This is a genomic window from Streptomyces sp. NP160 (genome assembly GCF_006335115.1).
GTDB lineage: Bacteria > Actinomycetota > Actinomycetes > Actinomycetales > Quadrisphaeraceae > Quadrisphaera.
The window spans coordinates 15,049-28,900 of record NZ_VDMJ01000031.1; the positions used below are offsets into that span (position 1 = coordinate 15,049).

General features: G+C 75.2%; 13 protein-coding genes. 3 read left to right on the forward strand and 10 right to left on the reverse strand.

Annotation, left to right across the window (positions count from 1 at the left end; all coding sequences use genetic code 11):
* Window positions 1-112: 112 nt before the first annotated feature.
* Both rpsO and FHN55_RS16170 read right to left on the reverse strand, forming a co-directional pair.
* Window positions 113-382, reverse strand: a complete 270-nt coding sequence (rpsO, locus tag FHN55_RS16165) for a 30S ribosomal protein S15 (protein WP_139713366.1) — start codon at window positions 380-382, stop codon at window positions 113-115.
* Between the two features lie 143 nt (window positions 383-525).
* Entirely contained in the window at window positions 526-1,557 is a 1,032-nt protein-coding gene (locus FHN55_RS16170) for a bifunctional riboflavin kinase/FAD synthetase (protein ID WP_139713367.1), read from the reverse strand.
* Window positions 1,558-1,652: 95 nt separating this feature from the next.
* On the opposite strand from FHN55_RS16170, the gene FHN55_RS16175 reads away from it, so the two are divergent.
* Window positions 1,653-1,832 carry a hypothetical protein gene (locus FHN55_RS16175; protein WP_139713368.1) on the forward strand — a complete coding sequence of 60 codons (180 nt, stop codon included), beginning with the start codon at window positions 1,653-1,655 and terminating at the stop codon, window positions 1,830-1,832.
* A 12-nt stretch (window positions 1,833-1,844) separates the two neighbouring features.
* Here the strand turns inward: FHN55_RS16175 and FHN55_RS16180 are convergent, their stop codons facing one another.
* The 3 genes from FHN55_RS16180 to adh all read right to left on the reverse strand — a co-directional run bounded on the left by FHN55_RS16180 (window position 1,845) and on the right by adh (window position 5,151).
* Entirely contained in the window at window positions 1,845-3,089 is a 1,245-nt protein-coding gene (locus FHN55_RS16180) for a S49 family peptidase (RefSeq protein WP_139713369.1), read from the reverse strand.
* 138 nt (window positions 3,090-3,227) lie between these two features.
* Window positions 3,228-3,623: a DUF779 domain-containing protein gene (locus FHN55_RS16185; protein WP_139713370.1), complete on the reverse strand. Its 396-nt coding sequence runs from the start codon at window positions 3,621-3,623 to the stop codon at window positions 3,228-3,230.
* A 10-nt stretch (window positions 3,624-3,633) separates the two neighbouring features.
* The gene (gene adh, locus FHN55_RS16190) at window positions 3,634-5,151 is read right to left on the reverse strand and encodes an aldehyde dehydrogenase (RefSeq protein ID WP_139713371.1); all 1,518 of its coding nucleotides are present in this window, start codon (window positions 5,149-5,151) and stop codon (window positions 3,634-3,636) included.
* Window positions 5,152-5,275: 124 nt separating this feature from the next.
* On the opposite strand from adh, the gene FHN55_RS16195 reads away from it, so the two are divergent.
* A complete protein-coding gene (locus FHN55_RS16195) occupies window positions 5,276-5,803 on the forward strand; it encodes a cupin domain-containing protein (protein WP_180357893.1) in 528 nt (175 codons plus the stop codon).
* 57 nt (window positions 5,804-5,860) lie between these two features.
* Here the strand turns inward: FHN55_RS16195 and FHN55_RS16200 are convergent, their stop codons facing one another.
* Both FHN55_RS16200 and truB read right to left on the reverse strand, forming a co-directional pair.
* Complete coding sequence (locus FHN55_RS16200) at window positions 5,861-7,090, reverse strand: helix-turn-helix domain-containing protein (RefSeq protein ID WP_218974739.1); 1,230 nt, start codon at window positions 7,088-7,090, stop codon at window positions 5,861-5,863.
* A gap of 47 nt (window positions 7,091-7,137) precedes the next feature.
* Complete coding sequence (truB, locus tag FHN55_RS16205) at window positions 7,138-8,106, reverse strand: tRNA pseudouridine(55) synthase TruB (RefSeq protein ID WP_139713373.1); 969 nt, start codon at window positions 8,104-8,106, stop codon at window positions 7,138-7,140.
* A 113-nt stretch (window positions 8,107-8,219) separates the two neighbouring features.
* On the opposite strand from truB, the gene FHN55_RS16210 reads away from it, so the two are divergent.
* Window positions 8,220-10,007 carry a bifunctional diguanylate cyclase/phosphodiesterase gene (locus FHN55_RS16210; protein WP_139713374.1) on the forward strand — a complete coding sequence of 596 codons (1,788 nt, stop codon included), beginning with the start codon at window positions 8,220-8,222 and terminating at the stop codon, window positions 10,005-10,007.
* Here FHN55_RS16210 and rbfA read toward each other — a convergent pair.
* From rbfA to infB, 3 genes are all read right to left on the reverse strand, one after another.
* Complete coding sequence (rbfA, locus tag FHN55_RS16215; protein ID WP_139713375.1) at window positions 10,004-10,480, reverse strand: 30S ribosome-binding factor RbfA; 477 nt, start codon at window positions 10,478-10,480, stop codon at window positions 10,004-10,006. The two genes, FHN55_RS16210 and rbfA, sit on opposite strands and share 4 nt — an antisense overlap.
* Before the next feature lie 17 nt (window positions 10,481-10,497).
* Window positions 10,498-10,788 carry a DUF503 domain-containing protein gene (locus FHN55_RS16220; protein ID WP_139713376.1) on the reverse strand — a complete coding sequence of 97 codons (291 nt, stop codon included), beginning with the start codon at window positions 10,786-10,788 and terminating at the stop codon, window positions 10,498-10,500.
* A gap of 92 nt (window positions 10,789-10,880) precedes the next feature.
* A complete protein-coding gene (gene infB, locus FHN55_RS16225; RefSeq protein ID WP_139713377.1) occupies window positions 10,881-13,835 on the reverse strand; it encodes a translation initiation factor IF-2 in 2,955 nt (984 codons plus the stop codon).
* Window positions 13,836-13,852: the final 17 nt, after the last annotated feature.

Sequence of the window (13,852 nt, forward strand, 5' to 3'; positions counted from 1 at the left end):
CTGCTGGACGGGGGTTCCGGCGGCCACTGTCGAGGACCGGGCCTCGCGCGCACCACCCGGTGGGATCTGGGAAGTGCAGCGACCCCCGGCACCAGCCGGGGGTCGCGGTGGGTCAGCGGCGGATGCCGAGGCGCTCGATGAGCGTGCGGTACCGGTTGATGTCCGTCTTGGTCAGGTACTGCAGCAGGCGACGGCGCTGGCCGACGAGCAGGAGCAGGCCACGACGGCTGTGGTGGTCGTGCGGGTGCTCCTTGAAGTGCTCGGTGAGGTCCTTGATGCGCTGCGTCAGCAGCGCGACCTGGACCTCGGGGGAGCCGGTGTCGCCCTCGGCCGTGGCGTACTCGGTCATGATGCGCTGCTTGGTGGCGGCGTCCAGGGGCATGGGGCGGCACTCCTCTGAGTCTTCGTTGCGCGGCGCTCCGGGGCTGGTCCACCCGGGCTCTTCGGTCCGCGGCCGGTCTGACGGCACGTCCATGCTACAGCCGCGTGAACACCGCCCGGTCAGCCGCCGGGGTGGAAGGCCGCTCAGCACTCCACGGGGTGGGCGGCGAGCACCTCGCGGCAGCGGACCACGTCGGCGTCCATCTGCTCCACGAGCGCCTCGACCGAGTCGAAGCGCAGCGTGGGCCGCAGCATCTCCACGACGTCGACGCCCACCCGCTCGCCGTACAGGTCCAGCTCCGCGGAGGCCCGGCTGCCCACGAGGGCGTGCGCCTCCAGGCGGCGCTCCAGCCCGTCGAAGGTGGGGTTGGTGCCGATGGAGACCGCCGCCGGCAGCGTGCGCCCGCCCCGGGCCTCGGCCTCGGCGTCGGACAGGCCCGCGAGGTCGAGGCGCACCAGCCACCCGGCGTAGACGCCGTCGGCGGGGATGACCACCTCGACCTGGCCGAGGTTCGCCGTGGGGTAGCCCAGCTCGCGGCCGCGGTGGTCGCCGTGCACGACGACGCCCTCCACGCGGTGGGGCCGCCCCAGCTGCTCCGCCGCACCCGCGACGTCGCCCTCGGCGAGCAGCTCGCGCACCCAGGACGAGCTCCAGCGGCGCTCGCCGTCGTCGTCCTGGGCGCCGTGGCGGGCGCCGTGCTCCCCGTGGACGTCCTCCAGGGCGACGGTCTCGAACGCGTGCTGCCCGCCCAGCTCCCGCAGGAGCTCGAGCGAGCCCGCGCCCCCCTGCCCGAACCTCGCGTCGCGGCCGGCGCAGACGACGTCCGCGCCCAGCGCCCCCACCAGGACGTCCGCCACGAAGCGCTCCGCCGACCACGACGCCAGCTCGGGGGTGAACGGCAGCACGAGGACGGCGTCGAGCCCGGTCTGCTCCAGCAGCTCCAGCTTGCGCCGCAGCGTGGTCAGCAGCGGCGGGGCGGCCTGCGGGCGCAGCACGGCGAGCGGGTGCGGGTCGAAGGTCACGGCCACGGCCTGGGCGCCGCGCGCGCGGGCGCGGGCCACGACGGCCCGCAGCACGCTCGCGTGCCCGCGGTGCACGCCGTCGAAGTTGCCGAGCGCCACCACGGACGGGCCGAAGCCCGCCGGGACCTCCTCGAGGCCTGACCACCGCTGCACGACGCACAGTCTGACCGCCGCCGCGGGCAGGGCGCCGAGGGGGGCCGCCCAGCCGTCGGCGTGCGAGCGCGGCGGCCCCGCCCGATCATGGGGAGATGGCCGGCATCCTCGACAAGCTCACCCGCTTCGCCCGCAGCCCGAAGGGCCAGCGCGCCATCAGCACCGCGAGCCGCAAGGCGCAGGAGTACGCCCGCGACCCGAAGAACCGCTCCAAGATCGAGGGGCTGCGCTCGCGGCTCAGCGGTCGCGGCGGCTCGGGCGGCACCACCCGCTGACCGCCCCCGGCCTCACCGCGGCTCGCACGCCGCGGCGAGGTCGCCGTGGTAGGCGAGCACCACCGGGCCGCCGGCGCAGACCGCGCTGCGGCCCGGCTCCAGGGCGCTGCGCGCCTCGCGCCCGTGGTCGGGCGCGGCCAGGCCCAGCAGCGACTCCAGCGCCCCGGGCCCCGTGATGCGGTCCACCCGGGTGTCGGCCGGGTCCAGCCCCGCGCCCTCGGCGACGCGCCGGTAGGTCTCGTCGTAGCCCAGGACGGCGTCGGCCAGCCCCACGTCCACGGCCGTCTGCGCGTCGTACAGGTACGCGCCGAGCTGGTCGCGGACGGTGGCCTCGGGGATCCCGCGGCCCTGCGAGACCCAGGCGACGAAGGCGTCGTACTCGCGCGCCAGCCCCCTGGTCCAGACGTCCCTCTCCTCGGCGGTCATGTCGCGGTAGGGGTTGCCGAAGTCCTTGCCCCGCCCCTGCGACAGGTACTCCTGGGTGATGCCGCCCTCGGTGGTCACGCCGGGCGCCAGGAGCGACCCGGGGATGCCGGTGACGTCCCGGTAGCGCTCGAAGGGCCCGGAGATGACGCCGATGCTCCCGACCAGGCTGCCGTGGTCCACCACCACCTCGTCCGCCCCGGCCATGGCGTACATCCCGCCGGAGGCCGACAGGCCCTGCACGAACGCGGTGACCCGGTGGCCGGTGCGCTGCTGGTAGCGCTCGACGGCGTCGGCGATCGCACGCGAGCCGTGGATGGTGCCGCCGGGGGTGTTCATCTCCAGCACCAGGCCGTCGGCGTCGCCGGGACCGAGGGCGTCGATGGCCTGCGCCACCTCGTAGCCGTAGGTCGCGGCGCCGAAGGTGGCGCCGTCGCCGGTACCGCCCAGGATCGTGCCGGTCACGGGCACGGCCAGCAGGCGGCCGCTGGCGGCGGGGTCTCCCCAGACGGTCTCGGTGGGCGCCCCGGCGGCGGTCTCCCCGCCGCTGCCGGCGACCCCGGCCACGCCCGCGACCAGCCCGGCCACCAGGACACCGCCCACCAGCAGCGACACACCGCCCAGGACGACGCCGGCGCCGAGGCTGGCGCCGAGCCCGAGGCCGAACCCGCGGCGGAAGCCTCCCCGCTGGCGCTGCTGCTGGACCGGTGGGAGGGCCGGCGCGGAACCCGGTGCCCAGGCGGGCGTCGCCTCGTAGCGCTGTGGGGGCGGGGACTGCGGGACGCCGTGCGGCGGAGGCGGTCCGTAGGGGTCGTGCGGGGGCGGGGTGCTCACGGTGGCGCTCCGTCATGGCTCGGTGGCAGTGCGTCGACCGTATCCCGCCGGGCGCGAACGACCGGCCAGCCGATCATGCAGAAGACCCGCACCCCGGGCGCCGGAGTGCGGGTCTTCTGCTCGGTCACGAGCGGAGGGTCAGCGGCTGCCGCGCGCCGGCTCGGCCAGGGCCACCTCGTCGTCGGTGAGCAGCCGCGACCGGATGAGGAACCTCACCCCCTCGGGGGCCTCGAGGCTGAAGCCCGCTCCCCTGCCCTTCACGACGTCGACGGTGAGGTGGGTGTGCCGCCAGTACTCGTACTGCGACGCCGACATCCAGAACGGCGCCCCGGCCACCTCCCCCAGCAGCACGTCGGCCTCGGAGGTGATGAAGTCGCCGTCGGGGAAGCACATCGGCGACGACCCGTCGCAGCAGCCGCCGGACTGGTGGAACATCACCGGCCCGTGCTGCTCGACCAGCTGCGCCACCAGGGCCGCCGCCTCGGGGGTGATGTCCACCCTCGACGCGGCGACCCCTGCTGGACCCGTGGTCATGATCCGCCCGTCAGAAGAAGCCGAGCTTGTCCGGGGAGTAGCTCACCAGCATGTTCTTGGTCTGCTGGTAGTGGTCGAGCATCATCTTGTGGTTCTCGCGGCCGATGCCCGACTGCTTGTAGCCGCCGAACGCCGCGTGCGCCGGGTAGGCGTGGTAGTTGTTCACCCACACCCGGCCGGCCTGGATGCCGCGGCCGAGGCGGTAGGCGGTGTTGGCGTCGCGGGTCCACACGCCGGCGCCCAGGCCGTAGAGCGTGTCGTTGGCGATGCGCAGGGCGTCGTCCTCGTCGCTGAACCTCGTCACCGAGACCACGGGCCCGAAGATCTCCTCCTGGAAGATCCGCATCGAGTTGGAGCCCTCGAAGATGGTCGGCTCGATGTAGTACCCGTCCGGGTAGCCCTCCACGGAGCGCTTCCCCCCGCCGGTGCGCACGGTGGCGCCCTCGTCGCGGCCGATCTGCAGGTAGCTGAGGATCTTCTCCTGCTGGTCGTTGCTGGCCTGCGCGCCGATCATCGTGGCGGTGTCGAGCGGGTCTCCCGAGACGATCGCCTCGACGCGCTTCGTGGCCCGGTCCATGAACTCGTCGTAGATCGACTCGTGGACCAGCGCGCGCGAGGGGCAGGTGCAGACCTCGCCCTGGTTGAGCGCGAACATCGCGAAGCCCTCGAGCGCCTTGTCGAGGAAGTTGTCGTCGGAGGCCATGACGTCCGGCAGGAAGACGTTGGGGCTCTTCCCGCCCAGCTCGAGGGTCACCGGGATGAGGTTCTGCGAGGCGTACTGCATGATCAGGCGCCCGGTCGTCGTCTCCCCGGTGAAGGCCACCTTGGCGACCCGGTCGGAGCTGGCCAGCGGCTTGCCGGCCTCGGCCCCGAACCCGTTGACCACGTTGAGCACGCCGTCGGGCAGCAGGTCGCCGATGAGCTCGACGACCTTGAGGATCGACCAGGGCGTCTGCTCGGCGGGCTTGAGCACCACGCAGTTGCCGGCGGCCAGCGCGGGCGCGAGCTTCCAGACGGCCATGAGGATCGGGAAGTTCCAGGGGATGATCTGCCCGACCACGCCCAGCGGCTCGTGGAAGTGGTACGCCACCGTGGAGTCGTCGATGGGCGAGATGCCGCCCTCCTGGGCGCGGATCGCGCCGGCGAAGTAGCGGAAGTGGTCGACGGCCAGCGGCAGGTCGGCGTTGAGCGTCTCGCGGACGGCCTTGCCGTTCTCCCACGTCTCGGCGACCGCGAGCTCCTCGAGGTGCTCCTCGATGCGGTCGGCGATCTTGTTGAGGATGTTGGCCCGCTGTGCGGGGCTGGTGCGGCCCCAGGTCTGGGCGACGCCGTGCGCCGCCTCCAGGGCCAGGTCGACGTCGGCCTTCGTCGACCGGGCGACGTGGGTGAAGACGTGCCCGGTGACGGGCGAGACGTTGTCGAAGTACCGGCCCTCCACCGGCGGGACCCACTTGCCGCCGATGTAGTTGTCGTAGCGCTCCTCGAAGCTGACGAGAGCGCCGTCGGTGCCGGGCTGGGCGTAGGCCATCGCGAACCTCCTGCTCGACCACTGTGTCGTGCTCCCCGGAAGGGGTGGCCCGATGCTGCGGCGCCGGCGGTTGGCGGGTGGTTGGTCGTTGACGGGGCCGGGGACCCGGAGGAGCATCGCCGCCATGGCCGGCGGGGTCCCCGAGGTGCTGTCGGTGCCCGGTGAGCAGTACGAGGTGCGGTTGGTCGAGCCCGGGAGCGGCAGCTCCGGGCGCCTGGTCTCGGAGTGGAGCGTGGCCTCCTTCGCCGGGCCTCCCCCGCACCGCCACCCGGCGATGACGGAGTCCTGGGAGGTGCTCGCGGGCCGGATGCGAGTGACGCTGGACGGGGTCACCACGGAGATCGGGCCCGGGGAGCGCGCCTCTGCCGCGCCCGGCGTGGTGCACAGCTTCGAGAAGGCCGGCGGCGGCGTGCTGAGCTGGCGCCAGACCAACGAGCCGCCCCTGCAGCACGAGCTGCTCTACCGGCTGGAGGTGCGACGCGCGCTGCGCCGCGGTGCCACGGGACAGCCGGGGCCGCTGCTGCTGGCGCGGATGCTCGCCGCCAGCGACGCGGTGTTCGTGGGGCCGCCGGTCGCTGCCCAGCGGGTGCTCGTCGCGCTCGGCCGGTGGCTCAACCGGCGCGACGGGACCACCGCGCACCTGGCCGCCTGAGGTGCGGCCGGCAGGCCCCGCGGCGGCGTGCGCCTCAGCGGCTCACGTGTCGGCGGCTCACAGGTCGGCGGCGGCCAGGCGCGCGGCCAGCAGCGCCCGGGACGGCTCCCCCGCGGGCACCGCGGCCAGCGCGGCGGCGAGCACCTCGGCGTCCCACGGGCAGGTGCGCGCCCAGCGCAGCGCCGCCTCCGCGGCCGGCGCGGCGAGCAGCGCCTCCCGGACGGCGCACGTGACGTAGCTGGCGGTCTGGCGCAGCTCCGGCGACTCCGTGCCGGCCAGGAGGTCACCGCCGTAGTGCTCGGCGGCCGCGGTCGGCTCGCCCTGGGCGACGGCGTCGAGGACGGCGTCGACGTCCGTGCGCACGGGCAGCGCCAGGCGGTAGGGCCGGGAGGTCAGCGCACCGCCGAGCGCGGCGCGCACGTGGCTGACCTCCGCCTTCAGCGTGGAGGTGGTGACGGGGGCGTCACCGTAGAGCGAGGCGTGCAGCTCCGGCAGCGAGAGGCCCTCGGGGTGCAGCGCCAGGAGTGCGAGCACCTCCAGCTGGCGCCGCGTCAGGGACAGGCGGCGACCGCCCAGGCGCGCCTCCCCCGCCCCGAGCAGTCGCAGCTCCAGCACGGGCTGCCCGGCGGGTCCGGACGCGCCGGGCGAGGACGGCTGGGCCGTGGACGCCGCGTGCTGCACCAGCTGGGCCAGCGCCCCGGCCGTGGCCGGCCCCAGGGGCTGCGCGCGGTCCCAGGTGGTGGACAGGTCGACGACGCCGAGGGCGCGGCCCGTGCGCTCGTCGTAGACCGGCGCCGCCCAGCAGACCCACCCCTCGACGGCGTGCGCGAAGTGCTCGGCGGACCACACCGTGGACAGCTGCCCGGTCCGCAGGGCCAGGTCGAGGGCGTTGGTGCCGACGCTGGCCTCGTCCCAGCGACCCCCGGGCGCGAAGCCGACGGACTCGGCGCGCCGTCGCATCACCCGCCCGGCGGAGGTCCACAGGATGCGGGCGGAGGCGTCGGTGACGGCGACGACGAGGTCGCCGTCCTCCGCGGCGCGAGCCAGCTGCGGCCCCATGACGCGCACGGCGTGCTGCAGCGGCGAGCCGCGCCACGCGCGCTCGACGTCCTGGGGGTCCGCCATGGGCGCCACGTCCAGGTCGGGTGCCACGGTGGCGGCCGACCGCGCCCAGCTGGCGCGGATCTCCTCGCGCACCGCGTCCGGGCCGGAGGTCCGGGCTCGCAGCGCTCCGCGCGCCGAGGCGATCTCGGCGCGGCGTCGCCGCGCCTCCACCGTCACCGTCACAGGGCCTCCCCCGCCGCTCGGCCCGGCGTCGTCGCGCGGGCCTGCGGTCAGGGTAGGTCGGAGGGGTCCGTGAGCACCAGGAGCGGCCTGACGGCCCCGTCGCGCTCCTCCACGAGGGCGACCAGCTGCTCACCGGGACCGAGCACCGCCACCGGCCCGGCCGGGTCGGCGCCGGGGACGGCGGGCGCGGGGTCGAGGGAGCCCGCCGCCAGCCGCTGCCCCATCGCCAGCCGCCGGGCCAGGACGGCGTCCACGTGGCTGACGGGGAAGACCCGCCGCGCGGCGTCCGCCATCCCCAGCAGGTGCGCCGCGGCGCCGTCCTCGACGAGGCGGTCGAGGGCCACGGCGCCCTCCACGCCGAAGGTGCCCACGCGGGAGCGCCGCAGCGCGGTGAGCGACCCGCCGACCCCGAGCGCCGCCCCGGCGTCGCGCGCCAGCGCCCTCACGTAGGTCCCGGAGCTGACCACCACGCGGACGTCGGCGTCCAGGGCGGCGACGTCCGGGGCCCGCTCGTCGCGGGCGGGACGGACGTCGAGCACCTCGAAGGCGCTGACCACCACGGGGCGCGCCTGCAGCACCACCTCCTGGCCGGCCCGGACCAGGGCGTGCGCGCGCTGCCCGTCCACCTTCTTGGCGCTGACGGTGCTGGGCACCTGGTCGAAGGCACCGGTGAGGGCCGCGGCAGCCCGCTCGACGTCGGCCCTGCCCAGGTGGGACGCGTCCGCGCGCGAGAGCACGTCGCCCTCGGCGTCGTCGGTGTGGGTGGCCACCCCGAAGCGCACCGTGGCCAGGTACTCCTTCTCCGCGCCCACGAGGTGGGTCAGCAGCCGCGTGGCCCGCTCGACGCCCACGAGCAGCACGCCCGTGGCCGCGGGGTCGAGCGTGCCGGCGTGCCCGACGCGGCGGGTGCCGGCGGCACGGCGGACGCGGGAGACGACGTCGTGGCTGGTCATCCCCGACGGCTTGTCGACGACGACGAGACCGCTGGGGGCCGGGCCGGATCGGCGCTGCTGCACGCGGCCACCCTCCCAGGCGCTGCGAGGGGTCCCCCGGACGGGTGCACCCGCGCGTGCGCGCCGACACCCACCCCCTCGAGGCCAGCCCGCGGGGGACCGATGAGGGGGACGTGATGCGGCGCTCGGCAGCGAGCCGCCCCGGGATGCCCGTGGCGGTCGCCCCCCACGTGCTCGCCCGCACGACGGGGGCGCTCTACGCCGCCGGCGGACTCGCCACGCTGCTCGCCGCGCTCGCCGACCCGGCGAGCAGCGCCGCGCTCTTCGCCGTCGCCGCGACGGCCCTCGCGACGGGTGGCGTCGTGCTGCGCTGGGGCTCGCGCATCCCGCACGGCGCGTTCCACGTCCTCGTCGCGGCCGGCAGCACTCTGATCGCCACCGCGGTGTCCACCGCCCCCAGCAGCCTCACGGCGGTGGTGCTGGCGAGCGTCTACACGTTCGTGGCGATCGACGTCTTCTACTACTTCCGAGGTGGTGCTGCCCTCGCGCAGCTGGCCCTCCTGCTCGCCCTGGCCGCGTGGTCGAGCCTGGAGCGCGGCGTCGCTCCGCTCGTGGTGACGGCGCTGGAGGTGGTGGTGCTGGCGGTGGCCTTCGTCATCGGCGACCTGGCCGCGCGCGCGTCGTTCGCGCGCCGGGACCACCTCACCGGCCTCCTCAACCGCCGCAGCTTCGAGGAGGCGGTCGACGAGGCCGTCGCGGACGCCGAGCGGACCGGCTCCCCGGTGGTGCTCGCGCTCTTGGACGTCGACCACTTCAAGGGCGTCAACGACAGCCGCGGGCACGCCGTCGGTGACGAGCTGCTGCGCCACCTGGCGAGCCACCTGGTCGAGCACCTGCCGGGCGAGGCACGGGTCGCCCGGCTCGGTGGCGACGAGTTCGCGGTGCTGCTGGTGCGCACGCCCGAGGAGAAGGCGCTGGAGGTGCTCGAGCGCGCACGGACCGCCGCAGGGCACCCCCTCTCCCTCGGCGCGGCGGGCCGGCTGCCGCAGGAGCCGACGAGCGAGCTGGCGCGCCGGGCCGACGCTGCCCTGTACCGGGCCAAGCAGCTGGGCCGCGACAGGTCCGAGCTGGCCGACGCGGCCAGCGGACACCTGGCGCGAGACCTCGCCGCGGCACTGGCCGACCCCGCCGGCGGTGGGCTGCACGTCGTCCTGCAGCCGGTGGTGGCCGTGGCGAGCGGGGAGGCGCTGGGCGTCGAGGCGCTGCTGCGGTGGGACCACCCGGCGCGCGGCGCGGTGCCGCCCGCGGAGTTCGTCCACGTCGCCGAGCGCGCGGGGCTCGTCCGCTCGCTCGGCGCGTTCGCGCGGCGCAGCGCCTTCCGCGAGGTGGCGCTGCTGCGCACCCACCGCCCGGACCTCGTGCTGACGGTGAACGCCTCCGGTCACGAGCTGGTCGACGACGGGTACGCCGCAGCGCTGCTCGCTGAGCTGTCCGCCGCGGGTCTGCCCCCGGAGTCGCTCGTGGTGGAGGTCACCGAGAGCGTCGTCGAGGGCAGCTCAGCGGCAGCGCTGACCACCCTGGAGGGCCTGCGCACGAGGGGGGTGCGGGTCGCCGTCGACGACTTCGGCGCCGGCTACTCCACCTTCTCCCGGCTGACCGAGGTGCCTGCCGACTACCTCAAGCTCGACGGCGCCCTGCTGGCCGCGGCCAGCACCTCGGAGCGTCACCGGAGGCTGTTCGAGGCGGCCCTCGGTGTCGGCGCGGCCCTGGGGATGGACGTGGTGGCCGAGGGCGTCGAGACGCCCGAGCACGCTCGCCTGCTCGCCCAGCTGGGCTGCCGGTACGCCCAGGGGTACCACTACGGGCGCCCGGAGCGCGCTGGGCAGCTCCTCGCCCGGTGGTCGGCTGCGGGGTCCACCGCCGAGGCCGGGCCGGCCTCTGCCCTCGACGCGGTGACCGCCTAGCGGCGGTCTTCCCCGTCCTCGGCGTCGTCCTCGGTCTCGGCCTCGTCGTCGTGCTCGACGGGCTTGCGGTACGGGTACTCGTCGCCGGCGTAGGTGGCGCCGGACGCGAGGGCCGCGACCTCGGCGTCGCGGGCCGCGGTCTTCACGAGCACGTCGTCGAAGTGCGCTGAGGTCTCTGGGAGCGCGTCGGCGATGAACTCCAGCGTCGGGGTGAGCCGGACGCCGGTGCGACGGCCCACCTCCGAGCGCAGCACGCCCTTGGCGCTGGCGAGGGCGGCGGCCGTGCCGGCGCGCGCCTCGTCGTCGCCGTAGACGGTGTAGAAGACCGTCGCGTGCTGCAGGTCGCCGGTGACGCGCGCGTCGGTGACGGTGATGAAGCCCAGGCGCGGGTCCTTGATGCGGCGCTCGAGGGTCTCGGCGACGACGACCTTGATGCGGTCGGCGAGCTTGCGGGCGCGTGCCGGGTCGGCCACGGCTTCCTCCAGGTGGTTCAGTCGTCGTCGCTGTGGATCATGGTGTGGGCGGAGAGCAGCTGCACCTCGGGGTCGTCGAGGACGACCCGCTCGGCGGCGTCCAGGACGCGCTGCACGTGGGAGACGTCACCGGCGACCACGCCGACCGACAGCTCGGCCCGGCGGTGCAGGTCCTGGTGGCCGGTCTCCGCGGCGCTCACCTCCAGCCGCCTGAGCTGGGCCAGCAGCGGGCGCACCACGGCCCGCTTGTGCTTGAGGGAGTGGACGTCGCCCAGGAGCAGGTCGACGACGAGGGCGCCTACGTACACGGTGGTCGGCTCCGCACGGAGGACCCCCCGGTGATCACGGGCGTCCGCCACGGGTGAGGGTGGCGGACGCCCATGATCACGGTCGGGAGGGGTCAGGCGCGGGGCTTCTCCCGCATCTCGAACGTCTCGATGACGTCGCCCTCCTTGATGTCGTTGAAGCTGCCCAGGCCGATGCCGCACTCGAAGCCGTCGCGGACCTCGGTCGCGTCGTCCTTGAACCGCCGCAGCGACTCGATGGTGAGGTCGTTCCCGACCACGACACCGTCGCGGGTGAGGCGCGCCTTGGAGTTGCGGCGGATCGTGCCGCTGCGCACCAGCGAACCGGCGATGTTGCCGAACTTGGAGGAGCGGAACACCTCGCGCACCTCGGCGGTGCCGAGCTGCACCTCCTCGTACTCCGGCTTGAGGAGACCGCGCAGGGCCTGCTCGACGTCGTCGATGGCCTGGTAGATCACCGAGTAGTAGCGCATGTCGATGCCCTCGCGCTCGGCCAGCTCGGCCACGCGCTCGGCAGGACGCACGTTGAACCCGATGATCACGGCGTTGTCGACCGTGGCCAGGTTGACGTCGTTCTGGGTGATGGCACCCACGCCGCGGTGGATGATCCGCAGCTCGACGTCGTCGCTCACCTCGATGCCCAGCAGGGCGTCCTCGAGGGCCTCGACCGAGCCGGACCCGTCGCCCTTGATGATGAGGTTGAGGGTCTCGACCTTGCCGGCGGCGAGGGCCTCATTGAGGTCCTCCAGGCTGATGCGCTTGCGGCGCTTGGCCAGGCTGGCGGCGCGGGCGGCCGACTCGCGGCGCTCGGCGATCTGGCGGGCCGTGCGGTCGTCCGGGGCCACCAGGAAGGTGTCACCGGCGCCGGGCACGGCCGTGAGGCCGAGCACGAGGACGGGCCGCGAGGGCGTCGCCTCCTCGACCGTCTCGCCGTTCTCGTCGAGCATCGCGCGGACGCGGCCGAAGCCGTTGCCCGCCACGATCGCGTCACCGACGCGCAGGGTGCCGGACTGCACCAGCACCGTGGCGACCGGGCCGCGGCCCTTGTCGAGGTGGGCCTCGATGGCCACGCCGCGAGCGTCCTTGTCGGGGTTGGCCCGCATGTCGAGCGCCGCGTCGGCGGTGAGCAGGACGGCCTCGAGGAGGTCGTCGATGCCCTGCCGCTTCAGCGCGCTGATCGGCACGAACATGGTGTCGCCGCCGTACTGCTCGGCCACCAGGTTGTACTCGGTCAGCTGCTGCATGACCTTGTCGGGGTTCGCCCCCTCCTTGTCGATCTTGTTGACCGCCACCACGATCGGCACGCCGGCGGCCTGCGCGTGGTTGAGGGCCTCGATCGTCTGGGGCATCACGCCGTCGTCCGCCGCGACCACGAGGATCGCGATGTCCGTCACCTGGGCACCGCGGGCGCGCATGGCGGTGAACGCCTCGTGGCCCGGGGTGTCGATGAACGTGATCGCGCGGTCCTCACCCTCGTGCGTGGTGTGCACCTGGTACGCACCGATCGCCTGGGTGATGCCGCCGGCCTCGCCCGCCACCACGTCGGTGGAGCGGATCGCGTCGAGCAGCTTGGTCTTTCCGTGGTCGACGTGGCCCATGACGGTGACCACCGGAGGACGGGCCTCCAGGTCGTCGTCGTCCTCGGCCTCGAGCTCGGCGTCGAGGTCGATGTCGAAGCCGGCGAGCAGCTCGCGCTCCTCGTCCTCCGGCGACACGATCTGCACGTCGTAGCCCAGCTCGGAGCCGAGCAGGCGGAAGGTGTCCTCGTCGAGGGACTGGGTGGCGGTGGCCATCTCACCGAGGTGGAACAGCACCGTGACCAGCGACGCGGGGTTGGCGTCGATGCGCTCGGCGAAGTCGGTCAGCGAGGCGCCGCGGCGCAGCCGGATGACGGTGGTGCCGTCACCGCGGCGGACCTGCACACCGCCGACGCTCGGGGCCTGCATGGCCTCGAACTCCTGGCGCTTGGCCCGCTTCGACTTGCGCCCGCGGACCGGACGGCCGCCGGAGCGGCCGAAGGCGCCCTGGGTGCCGCCGCGACCGCGACCGCCCTTGCCGAAGCCACCACCGGCGGGGCCGCCGCCGGGACGACCCGGAGCACCGCCGCCGCCACCCGGACGACCCGGACCGCCGGGACGACCCGGAGCGCCACCGCGGGCGGGAGCGCCCGGACGGCCCACGCTGGAGCGGCCCGGCATCATGCCGGGGTTGGGACGGGGACCCCCGGGGCGCGGACCACCCGGACGGGGGCCGCCCGGACGGTCACCGGCACCCGCCGCCGGAGCGCTGGGGGCACCGGGGGCGCCGCCGGGAGCACCCGGACGCGGCGCGCTCGTGCGCATGCCCTGGCTGGAGGCGAAGGGGTTGTTGCCGGGGCGGGGCGCACCCGGACGGGGCGCACCGCCGCGCATGCCCTGGCTGGGCGCGAAGGGGTTGTTGCCCGGACGGGCCGGTGCACCGGGGCGGGCGCCGCCGGGAGCGGCACCGCCCGGCGCGCCGGGTGCACCCGGACGCGGCGCGGAGCCACCCGGGGCAGGACGGCCCGGCGCGGCGGGAGCGCCCGGACGCGGCGCGGAGCCACCGGGCGTCGGGCGACCCGGCGCCGGAGCGCTGGGGGCGGCCGGAGCGGCGGAGGCCGCCGCGGGACGCGCCGACGCGGGGGACGGCGCGGCTGCCGGACGGGCCGGCCCCGGCTGCGGGGCCGCCGGGGCGCTGGGCGCCGAGGGCGCGCTGGCCGCGGGGCTGGGCGCCGAGGGCGCCGGTGCCTGCGGGGCCGCCGGAGCGCTGGGCGCGGGGGCGGACGGCGCGGCGGCGCGCGGCCCCGGGCGGACGGAGCCCGGCGTCGGGACCTGGCGCGCGGGGGCGGACGGCGCTGCCGAGCCACCGCCGTTCGCGGCGGCGTACTCCGACTTCAGCTTCCGCACGACCGGCGGCTCGATGGTCGAGCTGGGTGACTTCACGAACTCGCCCATGTCCTGCAGCTTGGACATGAGCGCCTTGCTCTCTACTCCGAACTCCTTGGCGAGCTCGTAGACCCGGACCTTTGCCACATCTCTCCTCATCCGGT